Source organism: Arthrobacter sp. P4_F11 (assembly GCF_056401395.1).
The window spans coordinates 78777-97284 of the sequence record NZ_JBFUJK010000013.1 but is presented as its reverse complement, the minus strand read 5'-3'; the positions used below and the strand labels follow the sequence as shown (position 1 = coordinate 97284).

At 64.3% G+C, this 18508-nt stretch carries 18 protein-coding genes; 13 read left to right on the top strand and 5 right to left on the bottom strand.

Going from position 1 to position 18508, the window contains the following annotated elements; genetic code table 11:
* Window positions 1–128 precede the first annotated feature (128 nt).
* From AC1DRO_RS14940 to AC1DRO_RS14925, 4 genes are all read right to left on the bottom strand, one after another.
* Window positions 129–476, bottom strand: coding sequence for an immunity protein Imm33 domain-containing protein (locus AC1DRO_RS14940; RefSeq protein ID WP_476951415.1), 348 nt, complete (start codon window positions 474–476; stop codon window positions 129–131).
* Complete coding sequence (locus tag AC1DRO_RS14935) at window positions 469–1902, bottom strand: site-specific recombinase (protein ID WP_476951414.1); 1434 nt, start codon at window positions 1900–1902, stop codon at window positions 469–471. The genes AC1DRO_RS14940 and AC1DRO_RS14935 overlap by 8 nt, the downstream gene beginning before the upstream one ends.
* Window positions 1903–1963: 61 nt before the next feature.
* On the bottom strand, window positions 1964–2305 hold the full coding sequence (locus tag AC1DRO_RS14930) for a helix-turn-helix domain-containing protein (protein ID WP_345450539.1): 342 nt from the start codon (window positions 2303–2305) through the stop codon (window positions 1964–1966).
* Window positions 2302–3411, bottom strand: coding sequence for a tyrosine-type recombinase/integrase (locus AC1DRO_RS14925; protein WP_476951413.1), 1110 nt, complete (start codon window positions 3409–3411; stop codon window positions 2302–2304). The genes AC1DRO_RS14930 and AC1DRO_RS14925 overlap by 4 nt, the downstream gene beginning before the upstream one ends.
* Window positions 3412–3453: 42 nt before the next feature.
* Between AC1DRO_RS14925 and AC1DRO_RS14920 the strand changes: the two genes are divergently transcribed.
* The 7 genes from AC1DRO_RS14920 to AC1DRO_RS14890 all read left to right on the top strand — a co-directional run bounded on the left by AC1DRO_RS14920 (window position 3454) and on the right by AC1DRO_RS14890 (window position 11333).
* Complete coding sequence (locus tag AC1DRO_RS14920) at window positions 3454–3585, top strand: hypothetical protein (RefSeq protein ID WP_476951412.1); 132 nt, start codon at window positions 3454–3456, stop codon at window positions 3583–3585.
* A gap of 444 nt (window positions 3586–4029) precedes the next feature.
* The gene (locus AC1DRO_RS14915) at window positions 4030–4191 is read left to right on the top strand and encodes a hypothetical protein (protein ID WP_476951411.1); all 162 of its coding nucleotides are present in this window, start codon (window positions 4030–4032) and stop codon (window positions 4189–4191) included.
* Window positions 4192–4416: 225 nt separating this feature from the next.
* Window positions 4417–5289: an aminoglycoside phosphotransferase family protein gene (locus AC1DRO_RS14910; RefSeq protein ID WP_476951410.1), complete on the top strand. Its 873-nt coding sequence runs from the start codon at window positions 4417–4419 to the stop codon at window positions 5287–5289.
* A 41-nt stretch (window positions 5290–5330) separates the two neighbouring features.
* Window positions 5331–6827, top strand: coding sequence for an HNH endonuclease signature motif containing protein (locus AC1DRO_RS14905; protein ID WP_476951409.1), 1497 nt, complete (start codon window positions 5331–5333; stop codon window positions 6825–6827).
* A gap of 829 nt (window positions 6828–7656) precedes the next feature.
* Window positions 7657–8406: a hypothetical protein gene (locus tag AC1DRO_RS14900; RefSeq protein ID WP_476951408.1), complete on the top strand. Its 750-nt coding sequence runs from the start codon at window positions 7657–7659 to the stop codon at window positions 8404–8406.
* A gap of 123 nt (window positions 8407–8529) precedes the next feature.
* A complete protein-coding gene (locus AC1DRO_RS14895) occupies window positions 8530–9822 on the top strand; it encodes a C-glycoside deglycosidase beta subunit domain-containing protein (protein WP_476951445.1) in 1293 nt (430 codons plus the stop codon).
* A gap of 32 nt (window positions 9823–9854) precedes the next feature.
* A complete protein-coding gene (locus AC1DRO_RS14890) occupies window positions 9855–11333 on the top strand; it encodes a sugar phosphate isomerase/epimerase family protein (RefSeq protein WP_476951407.1) in 1479 nt (492 codons plus the stop codon).
* 63 nt (window positions 11334–11396) lie between these two features.
* Here the strand turns inward: AC1DRO_RS14890 and AC1DRO_RS14885 are convergent, their stop codons facing one another.
* Window positions 11397–12341 (bottom strand): LysR family transcriptional regulator, encoded by a 945-nt coding sequence (locus AC1DRO_RS14885; protein ID WP_223913469.1) that lies wholly within the window; start codon window positions 12339–12341, stop codon window positions 11397–11399.
* Between the two features lie 228 nt (window positions 12342–12569).
* Here AC1DRO_RS14885 and AC1DRO_RS14880 point away from each other — a divergent pair, with 228 nt between their 5' ends.
* Genes AC1DRO_RS14880 through AC1DRO_RS14855 form a run of 6 tightly spaced genes read left to right on the top strand, consistent with a single transcriptional unit; the run spans window position 12570 to window position 18454 of the window.
* Window positions 12570–13859, top strand: coding sequence for an ABC transporter substrate-binding protein (locus tag AC1DRO_RS14880; protein WP_476951406.1), 1290 nt, complete (start codon window positions 12570–12572; stop codon window positions 13857–13859).
* A gap of 54 nt (window positions 13860–13913) precedes the next feature.
* Entirely contained in the window at window positions 13914–14873 is a 960-nt protein-coding gene (locus AC1DRO_RS14875) for a carbohydrate ABC transporter permease (RefSeq protein WP_028275821.1), read from the top strand.
* Between the two features lie 3 nt (window positions 14874–14876).
* Window positions 14877–15713 carry a carbohydrate ABC transporter permease gene (locus tag AC1DRO_RS14870; protein WP_476951405.1) on the top strand — a complete coding sequence of 279 codons (837 nt, stop codon included), beginning with the start codon at window positions 14877–14879 and terminating at the stop codon, window positions 15711–15713.
* Between the two features lie 6 nt (window positions 15714–15719).
* On the top strand, window positions 15720–16091 hold the full coding sequence (locus AC1DRO_RS14865) for a nuclear transport factor 2 family protein (protein ID WP_476951404.1): 372 nt from the start codon (window positions 15720–15722) through the stop codon (window positions 16089–16091).
* Between the two features lie 30 nt (window positions 16092–16121).
* Window positions 16122–16898, top strand: coding sequence for a TIM barrel protein (locus AC1DRO_RS14860; protein WP_476951403.1), 777 nt, complete (start codon window positions 16122–16124; stop codon window positions 16896–16898).
* Window positions 16892–18454: a GMC oxidoreductase gene (locus tag AC1DRO_RS14855; RefSeq protein ID WP_476951402.1), complete on the top strand. Its 1563-nt coding sequence runs from the start codon at window positions 16892–16894 to the stop codon at window positions 18452–18454. Before AC1DRO_RS14860 ends, AC1DRO_RS14855 begins: the two co-directional genes overlap by 7 nt.
* Window positions 18455–18508: the final 54 nt, after the last annotated feature.

Here is an 18508-nt window from a genome sequence, read left to right as displayed (position 1 = left end):
CTTTGGAACGGGGCTGGAGGGAGGTCTCTAGGGCTCATCCCACGCGCCAAGCGGGAACTGCACTTATCCGGCTGAGTCCTAATCTCAACGCTCGAGCAGCCAAATTAGCTAAGGCGACCTGACCGTCTTCAGGGGTGAACTATCGAGCGGTCGAACCAGACGTCCTCGTGTCCAGGGGCGAGTAGGAACCGCCAGCCAGGAGGCAATGCAAGGTAGGCCAGGACGTGAGGGCACCAATCGCTTATATGGGATACATGCACGGGGACGAAGAAGTCGGGGTCGTCGGGTAGTTCTTCGCCGGCCCAGATATACCAGCCGGTGGCGTCGCCGGCGGGAGCATGCCTTAATCCATTGATCGGATGCATGCCATCGCGGACGTTTCGAGAGATTCCGACTTTCATGTCCTGCGGCGGCGCTATCGGTGTGACGCTGAATCGCTTGCAAATTTCTTGCTGATCGTTGGTGGCACTAGTCATTGGACCTCCGGGTGTTTTGGTCGCGTGCGGATTGAGTTCTGTAGCCGGCCATCGGTACTGCTGCGTCGGCCGCGTGTTTGTGGATGACCTGGTAGCTGTAGCCGAGCGCGTTTGCGACCAGGGTTGGCGGGAGTTCCTTGATGAGGCTGCGCAGGGCGGAGTTCCTTGCGCCGCCGAGATCGATCCCAAGCGCCCGGAGTCGGCCCATCATCGCGTCGGCGTGGATGTGCTGGCCCGGCAGGGTGCCGGGGAAGAGCCACTCGCTCCCGCCGCTGCCGGTCTGCTGGTTGGGCCGGTCGTGCAGGTAGTCCCAGAACATCGGGGCGATCTGGGCAGGAACCAAGACCGGGACGTTCCCCAGGCCCAGGTGCAGCCCTTCGGGCAGAGCCTGCAGGTCCCCGCATTTCAAGGCGGCGATCTTGCCGACAGACTGGCCAAAGAGCAGCAGGATCAGGGCAGCGACCCGGAATCCCAAGGGCGATGCCGTGGAGTCGATGCAATGCCGGATGAGTTCGAGGCGTTGCTGTTGGGTGATGAGCTGCTTGGTCGCGGCGTAGCGGCGCGGCATCTCGAGCCTGCCGATCTCCTTGTTCTTGATCAGCCACACGATGAAGGTGCGGATGGCGTATCGGGTCGACGGTCCGGCCGCTAGGTAATCGTTCACGTGGGCCTGCCTCGTGGCGGCGACGGCGAGTCCATGGTCGGCGCCGAGCCAGGCAAGGAACTTCCCGGACTCGGTGATTTCCTGCTTGGCCGAGCGGACGGCCGTGTTCAGCGACTTTCCCGGGCCGGCCATTTGGCGGAGGCGTTTGAGGTGGTGCCAGCGGGCGAATCGTTCGATCGGCGCCTGGATGTGAGGAGTTTCGGCGAGGTCATGGACGCGGACCGCCAGCCATTGTTCGAAGGCGGCGAGTTGGCGGTCCCGGTCCGGGAGCATGCCGTGATGGATGAGCATTTCCCGGAGGTATTCCACTGATCGTGACGCAGGAAGAGCGTCAAAGGACTCATGTGTGAGCGCGATGGTGCGGGTGCCGAGCCCGGTGAGGAGTTCCTTGGTATTGGCCCCGCGCATCCAGGTGTAGACGCTCTCGGGCCTGCCCGCGCCGGCGAGCACTCCGATGAGGCGTTTGAGGCTCAGGTCCGGGGGAGTGTGGGGGTGGAGCAGTCCCTCCAGGTCGGTCCGGAGGACGCAGCGGTTGCAGTGGCCGGCGCGGAATCGTTCGGTTTCGCTGCCGCAGCCCTCGCAGGTCATGTTGGTGGTGATGCCCGCGCAGTCCCGGCAGATGTCGGTGCCGTCGGTGGTCCTGCCGGGGAGTAGCCTGTCTTTTCCGCAGTCGGGGCAGGATCCGCGGGTGCGCAGGGCTGTGGTGAAGCAGATCCCGCAGATGGCTCCGTCGGGCCAGGTCACGCGGATTTTCGCGGCCATCCGTCCGCATCGGTCGCACCGGTGGTCGCCCTCGGACCGGGGCCGGCCGCGGGTGCCGGGCTTAGTCGTCGTCAAGGATCCTGGCCCTGACGGGTTTGTAGGCGTCGGCGAACCGGACGACGTTCTCCCCGGAGGCGGCGGCCTGCTTTTGGCGTTTGGACCTGGCGTCGGCGGCGGTGAAGGTGAAGAGTTCGTTCGCTTCGACGCCGAAGATGTCGCAGAGGGCGGCCAGGAGCTGGAAGGAGATCCGTTCGGGGTTCTGGCTGACCATGCGGTAGATCTGTGACTCGGAGAGGGTGATGCCGCGTTCCCGTAGAGGTTCGACGAGTTCGCGGGTGTTGCGCATGCCGTTCCGTGCCATAAGTTCGCGGGCCCGCCACCGGTATTCGATGTCCCGTTTCATTCTCGTTCCTCCTTCGGCCTGACGGCCCTCTCGATCATGTCTTCGAGCACGCGGTTGAGCTCGCTGGTTTGGTAGTCGCTGGAGACTGATGTGTAGAGGGAAGTGGTCGAGGCGTGTTCGTGGCCGACCTGCCGCTGGACGAAGGTGTGGTCGAAGCCGAAGTGCTCGAAGAGGTGGGTAACGTAGGACCGGCGCAGCGAATGAATGTCCAGGCCCGGCGCATAGCCGAGTTCGTCGATGTAGTCACGGAAGCGGCGGTGCAGGTTGGACTTGGGCACCGGCAGTCCGTTGGCGGTGGGGAAGATTTCCGATACCGCCGGGGCGAGCCAGGGCAGTCCGTTCCTAATCCAGGTGTCCAGGACGGCGGGGGACCAGTCAAAGACCGTCAGCACGGAGCGTCTCTTCGGCGGTGAGCCGCGCTGGGCCTTGCCGTATCGGACCTGCAGGACACCGAACTCGCCGAACTGCGGGGCCCGGCGGTTCCGGGAAAAGTCCACGGTCTGCAGGTGCGTGACCTCGTTGGCCCGCAGACCCCACGCGTAGGCGGTTTTGAACACGGTGGCGTCACGGTAGGCGGCGACCGCGCCCTTGCGCCCGGAGGCCAGGACCCGTTCAACTTCGAGGTCGGCCAGGTCGAAGAAGCCTTGCAGCTCGGCCCGGGTGAAGGGCCGTTTGGTGGGTGCCTGTTCGTTGTTCTGGGCGTGCCGGGCCCGGTTGAATTCGGTGATGATCTGGGCGGGGGAGCGGCCGAACCCCTGAAGGCAGACCCGGTCCCATTCATAGACCGGATCGGTCAGGAAGTCGCAGAACACCTTCAGATGGGTCTGGTAGGCCCGGATGGTGGCGAACGCCAGATTCAGGATCGAGCGCTCATGGGCGAAGAACTCATCGGCGTCACCGACGGTCCAGTCCCAGGGAAAATGCCCCGTGTGATCCACGAACCGGCGGACCAGGCTTTCACGTCCCCGGATCGTGCCGGCCGTGAAGTTCCGTGCCCGCTGCTGCTGTTTCCAGCCCGTGAGCATGTCCTCGAACACCGCGTCCGCGGAAAAGGCTCCCTGACGCAGCGGAAGCCTGATCAGCTGGCCCTCTAGGGGGTCCACCATGCCTCCGATGCGTCTGCAAATAATGCTCTCAGAATGCATAAAATGCGAATCAGTGTCAAGGAACCCCTGGAAATCAGCGGAATTATCTGGCTGCACGGCACCTCGAACCCGTTGACCATTACACGCCCGGGGCTGTTGCCCAGCGCGCCGCCGGACAGCCCCGGATCCCTGTAACGGCGCGGACTTCGGCGTCCAGGCAGCCGAAACCGGGGAGTGCGTATCAGCGGGTCCTAATCTGCAGATTCTGCAATCGGATCACTTCAGCTTGACGTAACGTCGATTATCGGAACGATTGGCAAGGGAATTTGGCCGGGCGTGCGGCGTCGTGCGCAGGAACGGCGAAGCAGCCAGCGCCTCGGTTGGCGGGACTCAGTCATCGCCCCAAGCAGTCCGCTCATTCTGATCGTATGTGCGAATGCCGCCGTTTCAGCGGTCCGACGTTTAGCTTGGCGCCGCCCGAGGGAAAGGAACGACGATGATCACGCTGCAGATTAGCTACCCGGTCCGGGGCTACGAGGCTTTTAGGAGAGTCTTCGGCACCGAACCCGCAGCCCGCGCAGCCTCGGGCCCCCGGTCTGTTCGCTTGTTCGGGGTACCGAGGACCAGAACAGCGTTGGCGTGCTCCTTGAATTCGACGCCAAGGACGCCGCGACCGGCTTTCTGGACAAGTTGCGCAGCCAGGTATGGGACAAGCCCGAGGTGATCGGGCAGCTGATGACGGCAGCGCCGACAGCCAGGATTATGGAGGAGGTGGCCCGCGAGGGCCAGGGCGCGGGCTGACCGCTGAGAATCCGGGGGTCCCCGCCGGAGAGTGAGCCGCAACTTCATGCTGCCCCAGGTCGACGGCAGGGAGTCCCGCCGTCGACCGATTCCATCTCCTCGTTTTGTACCCCGCCCGCTCTTGGGATCTGAACTATATTCGGACAAGGGAAAGGACCGGACTGCATCGCAGACGGAAGGAAGGCGGGTCTCTGAATGGCTCGAATGCCGCCAGCTACGGTGGACGTGAGTGACGCAGTGGTCCAGCGCCTCGTCCGGGATCAGCGGCCCGACTTTGGCGATCGCCCCCTAGCGCGGATTGCGAACGGCTGGGACAACGCGACCTTCCGGCTCGGTGACGGCCTGGCCGTCCGGCTGCCGCGCAGGGCGGAGGCCGTTCCGCTGATACTGCATGAGCAGCGCTACCTTCCCGACATAGCTCGCCGCTCCCCGGTTGCGGTTCCTGTCCCCGTCCATGCCGGCAGGCCGACGTCGGACTTTCCATGGCCGTGGAGCATTGTGCGGTGGGTCCCCGGAGCCGCTGCGGTCGACGTCGGCCCGGCAGGCCGCGGGCCGGCGGCTAAAGGCCTGGCCGATTTCCTGCTGTCCCTTCACGTACCCGCCGAAACCGGCGTCCCGGTCAACCCTTTCCGGGGCGTGCCGCTGACGGACCGTGACGCTGTGCTGGTGGAACGGCTCGGGGACCACGAACGCTACCCCCAGGCGGCAGCGCTGAGAGCAGTGTGGGTGCAGGCCTGTGCCGCCAAAGCCTTGGATGGTCCGGCGATGATGCTCCACGGGGACCTCCACCCTGGCAACATCCTGGTGGCGGACGACGGCTCCCTGGCCGGCGTCATCGATTTCGGCGACGTCGGGGCAGGGGACCCGGCTGTCGATCTTGCGGTGGGGTGGCTGATGTTCGACGCCGGCACTCGCCACCGCTTCATGGGCGCCTTTGGCTCCGCAGTGGATGAAGACACCTGGGTGCGGGCCCGCGGTTGGGCCCTTATCCTGTCCACCGCCATGCTGAGCAACTCCGACGATAATCCGCGGATGTCCAGCGTAGGAAAGTTCGGGATCGGGCAGATCCTGGATGACGGACGTCGTCTGCAACTCTGACGCCGGCGTTAAATGTCAGTGGCTCCTGCCATGCTGTGGGTATGGAAGGCAGAGCAGCTGCGGAGACGTTGGAGGCCATGGAGGCTTCCCTTGCCAGGTTGGCTGCATTTGCCGGTCGCGGAGCCGGGAACGCGGACTCGACTGGCGCCGACCCTCTTCGGGACGAAGCGGACGCATGCCTGGACGGTATGGCTGAGGTGGCCAGCATGGAAGCCAGGCTGGCCGCGCTGAAAGCGCACTTCGCCGCCGGATATGCCCGCGCTGCCGTCGCCATGGCGGGCCCAGCCGTTTCCCCGCAGGAGCGCACCGCCCAGGAAATGGCGGTCACAGCAGAGGTGGCCTGTGTCCTGACCGTGAGTGAAAGATCGGCGGCGGCGCTCCTGGCGGAGTCAGCCACCCTGACCACCGGGCTGCCCCTGACGCTGTCTGCGCTGCAGGCAGGGAGCATTTCATGGCAACACGCGCGGGTGATGTGTGATGAAACGTCCGGCCTGGACCCCGCCGCGACGGCTGCTTTGGAGGCTCATTTCCTGGACCCCGAAGCTCCCTTTGCCGCGCATGGCTGCCCCGCGGGGGAGCTGGTCCCGGGCAGGTTCCGGGCCAAAGCGCGCAGATGGCGTGAGCTGCACCATCCCGTAAGCATTGAAGCGCGCCACAGCAAGGGTGTGGAGGACCGTCGGCTGGAATATGTGCCGGACCGGGACGGCATGGCCTGGCTCTCGGCCTATCTGACTGCGGATGTGGCGGTGGCTGCATGGTCCCGTGCCACGGAAGCGGCGCGTGCCCTGCAGGAGCCGGATGAATCCCGGACCCTGACCCAGCTCCGTGCGGACGTCGCCGCTGACTGGCTGCTGGCGGGGGTGGCGGAAGGAACTCCGTCACCCAAGGCGCAGGTCCTGGTGACCGTGCCGGTGCTGTCTCTTTTGGGCGCCGTGAATGAACCGGCCACGCTGGACGGGTATGGTCCCGTTCCGCCGAGCATCGCGCGCCGGCTTGTGGGGGACGGTGCCGGATCGTTCCTGCGTGTGCTGACCGATCCGCGCAGCGGAGCGCCGCTGGAAATCGGACGGACCAGCTACCGGGTTCCGAAGGCGATGCGCCAATGGTTGCGGCTTCGGGACGGCCGGTGCCCTTTTCCGGGCTGTAATAACCATTCCCTGGATAACGAAGCGGATCATCTGTTGGCTTGGTCCGAGGGAGGCGGCACCGGCGTCACTAACCTGGGCCAGCCATGCCGGCGGCACCACCGGCTCAGACACACCACAGCATGGAGGCCGGTTGACGCGACCCGGGACCAGCCACCCAGCTGGATCTCACCTGCGGGACGCTCCTATCCAAGCGAACAACAAGACTGGGAACCACCACGCTGGCCGCAGCACCCCGGCCACGCGGGTGAAGGCCGGGAGTTGGAACCGCCCGACGAGCCGGACGTAGTTGCCGGTGACGTCGGACCAGGGGAGACGGTCGGACCCGGAGAGGCCGGGCAGCCATTACCCGTGGATCCCCTTCCTGACTGGGCACTGTTCATCGCGGCGTAGGATCGGCGCTCCATGTTCCCCTCCCCGTCCAATGAAAGGTTCGAAGGATGTGCCGGCCATTGGCCTGCACCCCTGCCTCCGCCGTGACCCTGAGCCGCGACCCTAAGCCGTGACCCTGAAAGGCCGGATCGGCCAGGACCAGCGCGATTCGGCCCACTGTCCCCACGCCCATCTCAGCCCGGGTCAATCACGCCTCACCGGACGGATTCGTCGGGTCTGCTTGCTCTGGCGATCATGCGACGCATGACGCCGAATGGGCGGGGAAGAAGGCCTTGATGAAAGTTTCTTCATGACCGTTTCATCCCTCCCTCATTGTTGAAGTTCACGCTGGAGACACGAACGGCTTGCACCGGAAGAGCCTGAGTATGGGGAAGGGACATGGATGGACGGAGCATGGCTGGCTACTGTTCGGGGGCACGGCACGCCTGGAACGCGTCAATCTGCTGCGTCGCACCACTCGCTGGTGTCTCCGCCGGTCCATGGTATTGATTCCATGGATTGGCCCTCTGCCGTTCCGGCGTCTGCCGACGACGATACCGGCACGTCCTGGCTGGTTCAGCGGGCTTGGCCAGAGAAGACACCAGGAGAATTTGTACTAGAGGTCCGGACGCCGGAAGTGCCCGGCGTCCGGGGAGCTTATTTGCGTCACGGGCAGTTCGAACTTATCCCGTTGGACGATCCGGGACTTCCCGCCTTGCGGGGGGAAGCGCAGCAGGGGGAATTGATTTCGTATTGGCCGTACCACCAGGCTGTCGTCCGGGCGGAGGGCCGCTATATAAAGATCTTCGGGCCCGGGGGCGCCGTCGTACCGGCCGAGCGCTCCGCGCAAATGGAGGTCCTGCTGGACACCGGCAACTTCACAACGCCCAGAATCCTTCGTCAGAGTTCCCAGGCGGACGTCATCGTTTTCAGCGCCATGCCGGGACCGACTCTGAATGAGCTGGGCCGGGTGGAAGCGGCCGTCTGCGATGAAGCGTTCGCCAGGGCATGGGAAAAATGGTCGCGCGCCTGGGTCGCGGAACTGAACGGCTCCCATGGTCCAGCAGCACGAGGCGTCCTCGACAGCCTTCCGCTCCGTTCAGCAGAGTGGGAAGCCACGAAGGTGTGCCGACGGGTGGACGACTGGTTGCGGCACAATGAAAACGTCCCCGAGTTGTCGTCTCAGCGCGCTGTCCTGCGCGCCGCTGTAGAGCACGTGGCCATGAACCTGATACGGACGGCACCGGATCCGGTGGTATGGGCCCACGGAGACCTGTACGACAAGCAAATCATCGTTCCTGACGGCGACATCCCGCCCGGACTGCTGGACTTCGACAGTACGGCCCGGCACGAGGCCGCCCGGGATCTGGCCGGCCTGGACGTCCATCTGGAGCTTCATCTACGAAATAACCGCATGACGCCGGCACGCTATCTGACGGCTCACACGCAGGTGCTGGCCGTGGCCGAGGAACTGCGCGTCAGTCCAGCCCGGTTCGATGCGTACTCGGACGCCATCTGGCTCCGTCTGGCACTTTCGCCGTTACCTGGCCGCTTCTCTCTGGCCATCGGCGTCCTCGCGGAACGGGCCGAAAGGAACTGAGGCCCTCGAAGCGGCCAGCCCGGCGAGCCCCTGGCATGTTTTGCCGGTTAGGCGCTCACTTAGGTGTAAAAGCGACAGAATGATTGCTACTCTGGACTCTGCACCTAGAGAGAGTGAGCAATGATGCTTCTCGAAAGAGACCTCATCCAGTCCGTCGGCTTCCGCAACGTAACGGACGGCGGACGTGTAACCGGCTTTCAGTTCCGGGTCCGGATGCCTTCCTACCGGGGCATGGCCGCGTCCCTCATCGATGGCATCGCCGTTCGAGTTGGCGGCATCGTCGACGTCGGACCTGACGTTCCGCTGTGGACCTTCGGCGGGCGGACCTACACCCTGCAGCAGCTCTGGGAAAGTGATGGCGTGCGCTGGCCCCTTGAGGAAGCGGCAGTGGTCACCGTTCCCCTCGATGGCGGCCTGCCACAGGGCGTCCACGAGCTCTCCATCGAGCTGCGGCTGCGGATGTCCTACATACCAGTCGAGCACCAGCCCACCACTCACCGGACCAGCCGCAAGGTGACGCTCGCACCGGAAGGCGGCGAAGGTACCTTCCGCTACGGCGTTTCCCTCTACAGCTTTATGGGCGATTACGGCACGGTGACGGACCTTGAGGCGGCGCTGGCCGCCGTCGCTGACGTGGGCGCCACCGGCGTCGAGATCCTCGGCGAGGGCCACGTTCCCAACTATCCGGAACCGTCCCCGGCCTGGATCGATAACTGGTTCGGCCTGCTGGAGAAGTATTCGCTGGAGCCGACGAACTACGGTTCCTGGATTGACACCCGTCTTCACCCGGGCCGCACCATGACGGTCCCCGAGGGTGCGGAGGCCCTGCAGCGGGACCTGCGGCTTGCCAGCCAATTGGGTTTCGGCTTCGTGCGCCCCAAGATCGGCGTGGTGTCCAGCGATCTGGTCCCAGACCCCATCTGGACCGAGTCCGTGGAACGCTCCCTTGATCTGGCCCACGAGCTGGGGATCATCATCTGCCCGGAGATTCATTCGCCGACGCCCATCAGGCACCCCGTCGTCGAGGACTACATCGGCCTCATCGAACGGACTGGAACCAAGAACTTCGGCCTGCTCATCGACACCGGAATCTTCCAGGACCGGCCCATTCCGCTGCGCGCAGGTGAGACCCGCGAGACCCGGCCAGCCTTCCTCGACGGCATCGGCGTCGACCCCGCCGACTTCGCCGATATCGCCCAGTATGTGGTGTTCGTCCAGGCGAAGTTCCACGACATCAATGAGCAGCTGGAAGACCAGCAGATTCCCTGGCTGCCCGTGCTCAAGGCCCTCAAGGACTCCGGCTACACCGGTTATCTCTCCAGTGAATATGAAGGCGAACGCGCGCCATGGCGCGCCATTGAGCAAGTGCGGCGCCAACACGCCCTGATCCGCCGCATCACCGGCGAACTTACCTGACCCATCCCCTTTTCCCAGTAAAGAGAGCAACAATGCCAAACGGACTTCTTGACGATGCAAGCCTCCGCACCCATCCCGACGGTCTCGCGCTTGCCCTGACCCTGCCGTGGTACCGGAGTCTGTGGCTCTCCTCGGTCTCCAGCCTGCGGCTCACCGTCGACGGCCAGGATATCCCCGCCGGGAACTTGTCCCTGGAACTGGGCGGTGTCCGCTATGCGCTCCCGGACCTGCCCGCCCAAAGCGAAACTCTCTGGTACCTCCAGGAACATCCCTTGCTCATCGCCACAACGGAGAGCCCTGTTGCCCTGGGCGAGCAGCACACCGTCCGGCTCATCGGTGAGCTGCGCCTGCCGTACATGCAGATTGCTCCCGGCCAGGACGGCGGTCCCGGCATGTACGTTCCCAACTTCGTGAACCAGACGTTGGAGCTGACCGTCACGGACAGGGCTGCGGCGGCACCGGAACTGACGACGGCGGTCACGCCGCCCCCACCGAAAGCGGAGGAAGATCCGTTCTCGCTGGGGCTCACCCTGTACTCGGCAAGCGCCGAATTCCGGGCCGGCTGGTACGACTTCGACGGTCTGCTGAACCGCGTGGCCGAGCTCGGCATCGGCCCCGGGATCGAGATTGTGGCGTCGCAGGTCCTGCCTACCTATCCCAACGTGACTGACGACTTCGTGCGCTCGTGGCAGCGCGCCTTCGACAAGCACGGCTTCACCGCCAGCTCCTTCGGCGCCAATCTGGACATGGGACGCCGCCGTGACCGCGACATGACCCCGGACGAGGAGTACGAGTTCACGCAGACACTCTTCCACGGCGCCAAGAAGCTCGGTTTCCCGCTCGTCCGCATCCAGAGCGCAAAGCCGGAGCTGCTTCGCCGGCTGCTGCCGCTCGCCGAGGACCTCGAACTCAAACTTGCCTACGAGATCCATGCACCGCTGGGACCCAACTCGCCCGAGATCATGAAGGTCCGCGACGTCTACGCCGAGCTTGATTCACCGCTGCTGGGCTTCGTGGCTGACTTCTCCTCCACCATGCACAGCATGTCTCCCACGCTCCTGCGCGCGGTTCGCCGTGCCGGGCTGGACGATGAAGCTGTGGAAAGGCTGCAGGCTATCTGGGGCACTGAGGCACCGATGCGGGTGCGGCAGGAGGAGTTCATTGCGTACCTGCGGGGACGTGACTTCGATCCTGCCCGGCTTGGATCCTTCGCCCACCTGGCGTTCAACATGCACGGCCACGTCAGCCCGAAGGAGTGGGCTGACATCATGCCGCAAATCATGCACGTCCACGCGAAGTTCTACGACATTGATGAGCAGGGCAACGAGCCGGCCATCGACTATCCGGAACTGGTCCGCGTATTCGTCGAAGGCGGCTACCGCGGTTACTGGTCCAGCGAATGGGAAGGCCATGCCTTCGCCGAGCTCGGTGAGGTGGATCCGCTGCTGCTGGTGCGGAAGCAGCATGACCTTATCCGCAAGAGCATGCGGACGGCGCTGGCATCAGCCTGACCTGAAAGACCGACGTCCCATAGTCTCGATGCCCGTCCGTTTACCGGCCGGGCATCGAGGTATTTAAGGGGCTTCCTTGGTAGCGGCGGCTGCCACGATGTCGGCAGCCTCCTTGAAGAGGCCCCGCATCCACTCATGCTCGGAGTCGCGGTTGTGCACGGGGTGCCACCACAAGGCATTAACCAGCGGCGTGGCATCGAAGGGCAGTGGCAGGATCCGGATCCCGCCCACGCGCAGAGCGAACGGCACCAGGGCCGCCTGGATGAGCGCGATCCGGTTGGTCCCAACCACAAAGTGCGGCAAGGACTGGAAACTTTCAACAACCACGTCCACCCGGGGCTCAACGCCCAATTGCTGGATCTGCCGTTCCGCCGAGGTTGAGGCTGAGCGCGTCTGATAGGTCATCACCCAGGGAAGTTCAGCGATGTTTTCCATGGTGATTTGCTCGCCGACGGCTTCATTGGACGTGGAGACCACGGCCACCCAGCCGTCCCTCCACAGGTCCAGGTAGGGCAGCCCGGTGAGAAATCCGTGGGGAATCACCATGCCGTCCACCGATCGAAGGCGGTTGGCTGCATCCTCCACCACCATCGGATTGTGGAGCATGAACCGGAACCGGACACCCGGGGCGCGCTCGGCTGCAAGCTCGGAAACAACCCGGCCGATGGTGGTGAAGCCGTAGTCCGAGCCGTAGATGGAGAACTCGCGCTCGGATTCTGTGGGCTCCCAGGTGGCCTGGCTTTCGAAGACGCGGCGTGCGGCCTCCAGTGCGGTGGTGGTGTGCTCCGCGAGCCGGAGGGCGAAGGGGGTGAGCTCGTAAGCATTGCCGCGGCGGGCCAGGATCGGGTCCCCGAAGTGGGATCGGAGCCGGGCGAGCGAGGCGCTGAGCGCCGGCTGGCTGAGGTGGAGCCGCTCGGCCGCCCTGGTAACGCTTCGCTCGGTAATGAGCGCATCCAGCGAGATCAGCAGGTTGAGGTCGAGACGGGAAAGCAGGACATGTTTCGTCACGGCGCAGCGATCCTTTGGAAGTGGAACCGTTTCAAGGGAGTTTATCAGCGGGATCAATAACGTAGGCGAAGCCATCAGGGATCCGGATGGACCTTCCGCGGACCCCCGTTAAACTTATGTCCGTCATAGCAAAGACTTATGTGTCTTTTAGGCACATCTCCTGCATACTTGTGAGTGACCGGGGTCACGACACCCGGATTTTGGACAATGAAGTCAGAAAGGCTGGACATGACACAGCACCGTCGCTATTCAGGCCTGAAGGTCGGCGCCCTCGCCGTCCCCACCGTCGCAGCACTCATTCTTACCGGTTGCTCGGCCTCCACCGGCAGCAGCTCCTCTTCGGGTGGTTCCCAGGAATTTTCACTGTCCTTCGCGACATCCAACACCATCGAGAGCCCCTTCCAGGTGTTGGCAGAAAATTACATGAAGTCACACCCGAACGTGAAAATCACCTTCAATCCTCAGCCGAACGACTCCTACGACCAGACCCTGCGCACACAGCTCCAGGCCGGAAACGCCTCAGACGTCGTAGTGACCTCACCCGGCTCCGGCACCGGCCGCAGCATCCTGCCGCTCGTCCAGGCAGGTTTCCTTGAACCGCTTGACGATGCCGCGAAGCAACTGCTCCCCGAGGGAAGCGCCAGCACCTTTGGAACCGACGACAAGGTGTACGGCCAGGCCACGGAAATTACGATCTCTGCCTTGGTGAGTAATGAGACGGCTGCAGCTGCAGCCGGTGGCTTCCCTGCCGACTTTTCCTCCCTCCAGCAGCAGTGCAAGGCTCTGGAGTCCTCCGGTAAATCCCTCTTTGCCCTTGCCGGATCAGCCCCTCCCAACACAGGGCTGATGGCGATGTCCCTGGCAGCCTCGCGCGTCTACGCGGAAGACCCGAAATGGAACGATAAGCGCGCTGCCAAGGAAGCCACCTTCGCCGGCTCGGACGGTTGGAAGTCAGCCCTCGAAGCAGTTAATACCTTGAAGGACGCGGGCTGCTTCCAGAAGGGTGCTGCCGGCGGCGGCTTCGATGCCATCACCAAGGGGCTTGCCAGCGGAACGTCCGTGAGCGGCTTCATCCCGGCGCCAAGCTGGAAGCAGCTGCAGTCCGCCGCTGGGGGCTCCCAATTCGCCGTTCGGCCGTTCCCGGCGGAACAGGGCTCAGGTAATAGCTACGTATTTGCCAGCGCAAACTACGCCTTCTCCATCAACGCGGCCTCCAAGAACAAGGACGCTGCCAAGGCCTTCCTCGACTGGGCCGCCCAGCCTGAGCAGACCAAGGCATTCGCAGAAATCGACGGTGCCCTGCCGGTCAGCGGACTCGACAAGTACGATTTCGACGGCGGCGCCTATAAGAACGTCGGCGGCCTGATGAAGGACGGCAAATACGGCCCCCTACCCAACATCCAGTGGCCGAATTCCGCCGTCTACGACGCACTGGCCACGGGGGTCCAGGGCATCATCACCGGCCAGAAGAGCCCTGACCAGGTCCTGCAGGCCATGGACGCGGCCTGGGATCAGTAGCAGTTCTTGACCATCAACGTTCCGACGACTCAAAGGGACAAGCAAGGAATACCAATGACTGCGACGATGCAACCGAAAAGCGAAGCAGCTGAAGCACCCCGGCGAGGCAAGCGGACGCCGGGGACGGGTGAGAACACCCGTCCCCGGCGGGGGCCCATGCAGTTCGGACACTGGTGGTGGGCGCTGCCCGGGATCGCCCTGGTGTTTGCCATCCACTACGTGGCAACCGGAATCGGCGGATTCTTCGCCTTTACCAACTGGACGGGCATCGGCTCGTTCAAAATCACGGGCTGGACAAACTTTGAGGCCATCTTCAAGGACCCCACGAAACTCGGAGCCCTCTCCAATACCCTCTTTCTGGCCTTTGGCTCGGTTCTCCTGGGCAACATCGCCGGGTTGGTTATTGCGCTGGGCCTGAACCGCGTCGTCAAGACGCGCTACATCCTCCGGACCCTCTTCTTCATGCCGGTGGTGCTCAGCCCGCTAGCCACGGCCTACATCTGGAAATACATCTTCGACTTCGACGGTCCGCTCAATGCCTTCCTTACGGCAATAGGCGCCGGCGACCAGGCCAAGCCGTGGCTGGCCGACCCGCAGTGGGCCATCTGGACCGTGCTGGTGGTGCTGGTCTGGTCTTCCACCGGCTTTGCCATGGTGATTTTTATGGCCGGCCTGGCCGGTGTCCCCGTGGAAGTGGAGGAGGCGGCGGCCATTGACGGTGCCAATCTGTGGCAGCGGTTCCGCAACGTTACGCTGCCCGCCATCCGCCCCGCCGTCGCCATCGCCACCACGCTGGGAATCGTCCAGGGGCTGCGCGTCTTCGATCCCATCATGGCGCTCACCGGCGGCGGACCGGCCGGAGCGACGGAAACGCTGGCCACGCTGGTTTACAAGCAGGCCTTTGCGCTCGGGAACTTCGGGGGCGGTGCCGCCCTGGCCCTGGTGCTCGCCGCCATCATCCTGATCTTCGCCGTTCTCCAGCAGCGGCTGACGCGTTCGAACCCTGAGGACTAAGCCATGTTCCGCTACACAAAACTCACCCTGCTCCGCGAAGTCGGCCTATGGGCTCTCGCACTGGTGTTCCTCGCGCCGTTCTACTTCCTGGTGACAACTGCCCTGAAGCCGGACAACGAGTTGTTCACCACCTCGGCCCTGGCTCCGCCAACAAACCCCGACTTCAGCAACTTTATCGACGTCCTCACCGCCACCGGCAACTCCAACGTGGTGATGGGCCTGGTCAACAGCGCCATCATCACCGCAGGCAGCATCGTGGGGCTGATCGCACTCGGTTCCATCACCGGATATGTCATCTCCCGAAGCACCCGACGCTGGAGCAAGGGCGCGTATTACCTCTTCCTGATCGCCATCATCCTCCCCGGCCAGCTCGGCGCCGTCCCGCTCTACATGGGGGCACGGGCCCTTGGGCTCACCGGATCCGCTTGGGGCCTGATCGTCCTCTACACGGGCATGCTCCTGCCGTTGTCGATCTTCCTCTACGCAAACTTCTTCCGCGGCCTCGGCACGGACTACGAAGAAGCGGCCACCATCGACGGCGCGAGCAAATCCCAGATTTTCTCCAAGGTGGTGTTCCCCATGATGGCCCCGGCCACGGGAACGGTCACCATCTTCGCCGGGCTCATCGTGTGGAACGACTTCTTCACGTCGCTGATCTTCCTGGGCGGCTCCGCCAACCAGACGCTGCCGGTGGCCATGTACTACTACATCGGCTCCTTGGTCTCCCAGTGGAACTCGATCTTCGCGATAGTGATCGTCTCCATGATTCCCATCCTGGCGCTGTTCCTGTTCGCGCAGAAACGGTTCATCCAGGGCTTCTCCGGCGGCCTGAAGGGCTGACCGGCGATGGTTGACAACCGCGCAGCGTTCGAGCGCTTCGTGGAGATCTTCTACACCCAAAAACGGGTACGTGAAGCCTTCGACTTCCTTGTGGCCGACGACTACCGACAGCACAACCCGACCATTCCTGACGGGCCTGAGGCGGCAGTAAGAATGCTGACGCCGAAGTTCGACGGATCGCCGGACTCCCGGTTCGAGGTTCAGCGCATCCTGGTGGACGGTGACCTGGCGTTGGTGCATGTACGCGCTTCAGGTCCCGGGCGTGCCGACGCCGCCGTCGCAGACATTTACCGCTTCGAAAACGGGCGGATTGTGGAGCACTGGGAGGTGCTTCAGCCGGTTCCCGAGCACCCGGTCCACGACCACCCCATGTTTTAGACCACCATCTCAATTCTCTAGGAGACATCCATGTTCCAACTTTCGCCCAATATCGACCTTTTGTTCGCCGAAGCAGGCGAAAGTGCTGCTGACCGGGTTCGCGCGGCGGCAGCAGCCGGCTTCGACGCCGTCGAAATGTGGGGCCCGACGGGCAAAGACATTCCGGCCCTGAAGCACGCACTCGAGGAAACCGGAGTCCAGCTCACCTCCCAACTGGCGGAACCGCGTATGCAGTTCATGATCCCGCCCCGCAACCACGATGCTTTCTACACCGGGCTGGACGCCGGCGTCGAAGTGGCACAGCAGCTCGGCTGCCCCCGGATGGTAGTGGGCAGCGGTACCGGATTCGGCGGGCGCAAGCGGCAGGACCAGCTGGACGAACTGATCGAGATCTTCACCCGAGGCGTCGCGCACATCGAGGGTTCCGGCATCACCTTGGTCCTCGAACCGGTCAACGTCAGGGTTGACCACCCGGGAGCCCTGCTGGACCGGACCTCGGAAGCCGTCTATGTCGCCAAGGGCGTCAACTCGCCCAACTTCGGCGTTCTCTACGACCTCTACCACTCCACGGTCGAGGGCGAGGACGTGGCCGCCGAGCTCGCCAACGCCGGCGACCTCATCAAGTATGTTCAGATCGCCGATGCGCCGGGGCGCGGCGAACCCGGCTCGGGATCCATCGACTGGCACGCCCGGCTCACGGACCTGGGGAACAGCGGTTACGCCGGCCCCGTCGGGCTTGAGTACTACCCCACGATCGACTCGGCGAAGTCCGTCCGGCGCATCCAGGAACTGGTGGCGGGATGGTAAGCGGTAACCGGTATCCCGTTGCGGTCGACGTCGCCATCGTCGGCAGCGGCCCCACGGCAGCGGCATACGCACGGATCCTCAGCGAGGAAGCCCCTGGTGCCACCATCGCCATGTTCGAGGTGGGCCCCACGGTCAGCAATCCACCCGGGGCGCACGTCAAGAACATTGAGGATCCTGAACGCCGCAGCCTCGCGCAGCGGGCATCGGAAGGCCCCGGCGCAGGTGCCGAAACGGTGAACTCACCCGGCGCGGTCAAAAGCGGGGAGCGACGGGCCAGGCCCGGAACCTACCTGCTGCAGGACGGCTACGCCTTCCCCGGCGAGGACGGGATGCCCGTCGCCGCCATGTCCAGCAACGTGGGCGGCATGGCCGCCCACTGGACCGCTGCCTGCCCCCGCCCGGGCGGCAAAGAGCGCATTCCGTTCCTGCCGGACCTTGAAGAGCTTCTTGACGACGCCGACCGACTGCTGGGGGTGACCACCCGCGCCTTCGACGGGGCTCCGTTCTCTGACCTCGTCCGGGAACGACTCGCCGCCGCCGTGGACGCGGGCCGTGACACCGCCTACCGCGTCCAGCCCATGCCTCTTGCTGTGCACCGGCGGGAGAACGGCGGCCTGGTCTGGTCAGGTTCCGACGTCGTGATGGGGGATGTGACCCGGGAAAATCCGCAGTTTGAACTCTATGATGAGTCGCTGGTAACGCGTGTGCTCCTGGAGGATGGCGCTGCTGCCGGCATCGAAGTCCAGGACCGCCGCAGCGGCGAAACCCATCAGGTGGCGGCCCGCTACGTTGTGGTGGGTGCGGATGCCCTGCGCACGCCGCAGCTGCTGTGGGCTTCCGGGATCCGGCCCGACGCCCTGGGCCGCTACCTCAACGACCAGGCGCAGGTAGTGTTCGCGAGCCGGCTGCGCGATGTCACCGCTCCGCAGGGCCGGGCAACCGCCAACGGCGCGCTCAGTGAGCAGAGCGGAGTTGCCTGGGTTCCCTACACGGACGGGGCGCCCTTCCACGGCCAGATCATGCAACTGGATGCGTCACCGGTTCCCTTGGCCGACGATGACCCCGTTGTCCCGGGCTCTATCGTGGGGCTTGGCCTGTTCTGCGCCAAGGATCTGCAGCGCGAGGACCGGGTGGCGTTCGACGACGGTGTCCGCGACTCGTACGGGATGCCCGCCATGCGCATCCACTACCGCCTCACGCGGCGGGATCACGAGGTGCTGGACCGCGCCAAGCAGGAAATTGTCCGCCTGGGCAAGGCGGTGGGTGAGCCGCTCGACGAGCGTCCGTTCGTCATGCCGCCCGGCGCATCGCTTCACTACCAGGGCACAACCAGGATGGGTGCAAGGGACGACGGCCAGAGCGTGTGTTCGCCCGACAGCCAGGTGTGGCAGGTCCCCGGCCTCTTCGTGGCTGGCAACGGCGTCATTCCCACCGCCACGGCATGCAATCCCACGCTGACCGCTGTGGCGCTCGCAGTGCGCGGGGCCCGGAAACTCAAAGAAGAACTCAACAGCTCTTTACTTATGTCTGAATCAGACAATAGACTGACTAAATAATGAATAAGTGGTGCGATGTCGCTGCTATTTCGTTCAATCACAGGCAAGGCATGC

Coding starts and splice junctions, on each gene's coding strand:
- AC1DRO_RS14940 (WP_476951415.1), bottom strand. CDS start 476: ATGACTAGTGCCACCAACGATCAGCAAGAAATTTGCAAGCGATTCAGC.
- AC1DRO_RS14935 (WP_476951414.1), bottom strand. CDS start 1,902: ATGGCCGCGAAAATCCGCGTGACCTGGCCCGACGGAGCCATCTGCGGG.
- AC1DRO_RS14930 (WP_345450539.1), bottom strand. CDS start 2,305: ATGAAACGGGACATCGAATACCGGTGGCGGGCCCGCGAACTTATGGCA.
- AC1DRO_RS14925 (WP_476951413.1), bottom strand. CDS start 3,411: ATGGTGGACCCCCTAGAGGGCCAGCTGATCAGGCTTCCGCTGCGTCAG.
- AC1DRO_RS14920 (WP_476951412.1), top strand. CDS start 3,454: ATGCGAATCAGTGTCAAGGAACCCCTGGAAATCAGCGGAATTATCTGG.
- AC1DRO_RS14905 (WP_476951409.1), top strand. CDS start 5,331: ATGGAAGGCAGAGCAGCTGCGGAGACGTTGGAGGCCATGGAGGCTTCC.
- AC1DRO_RS14900 (WP_476951408.1), top strand. CDS start 7,657: ATGGAGGTCCTGCTGGACACCGGCAACTTCACAACGCCCAGAATCCTT.
- AC1DRO_RS14895 (WP_476951445.1), top strand. CDS start 8,530: ATGCTTCTCGAAAGAGACCTCATCCAGTCCGTCGGCTTCCGCAACGTA.
- AC1DRO_RS14890 (WP_476951407.1), top strand. CDS start 9,855: ATGCCAAACGGACTTCTTGACGATGCAAGCCTCCGCACCCATCCCGAC.
- AC1DRO_RS14880 (WP_476951406.1), top strand. CDS start 12,570: ATGACACAGCACCGTCGCTATTCAGGCCTGAAGGTCGGCGCCCTCGCC.
- AC1DRO_RS14875 (WP_028275821.1), top strand. CDS start 13,914: ATGACTGCGACGATGCAACCGAAAAGCGAAGCAGCTGAAGCACCCCGG.
- AC1DRO_RS14870 (WP_476951405.1), top strand. CDS start 14,877: ATGTTCCGCTACACAAAACTCACCCTGCTCCGCGAAGTCGGCCTATGG.
- AC1DRO_RS14865 (WP_476951404.1), top strand. CDS start 15,720: ATGGTTGACAACCGCGCAGCGTTCGAGCGCTTCGTGGAGATCTTCTAC.
- AC1DRO_RS14860 (WP_476951403.1), top strand. CDS start 16,122: ATGTTCCAACTTTCGCCCAATATCGACCTTTTGTTCGCCGAAGCAGGC.
- AC1DRO_RS14855 (WP_476951402.1), top strand. CDS start 16,892: ATGGTAAGCGGTAACCGGTATCCCGTTGCGGTCGACGTCGCCATCGTC.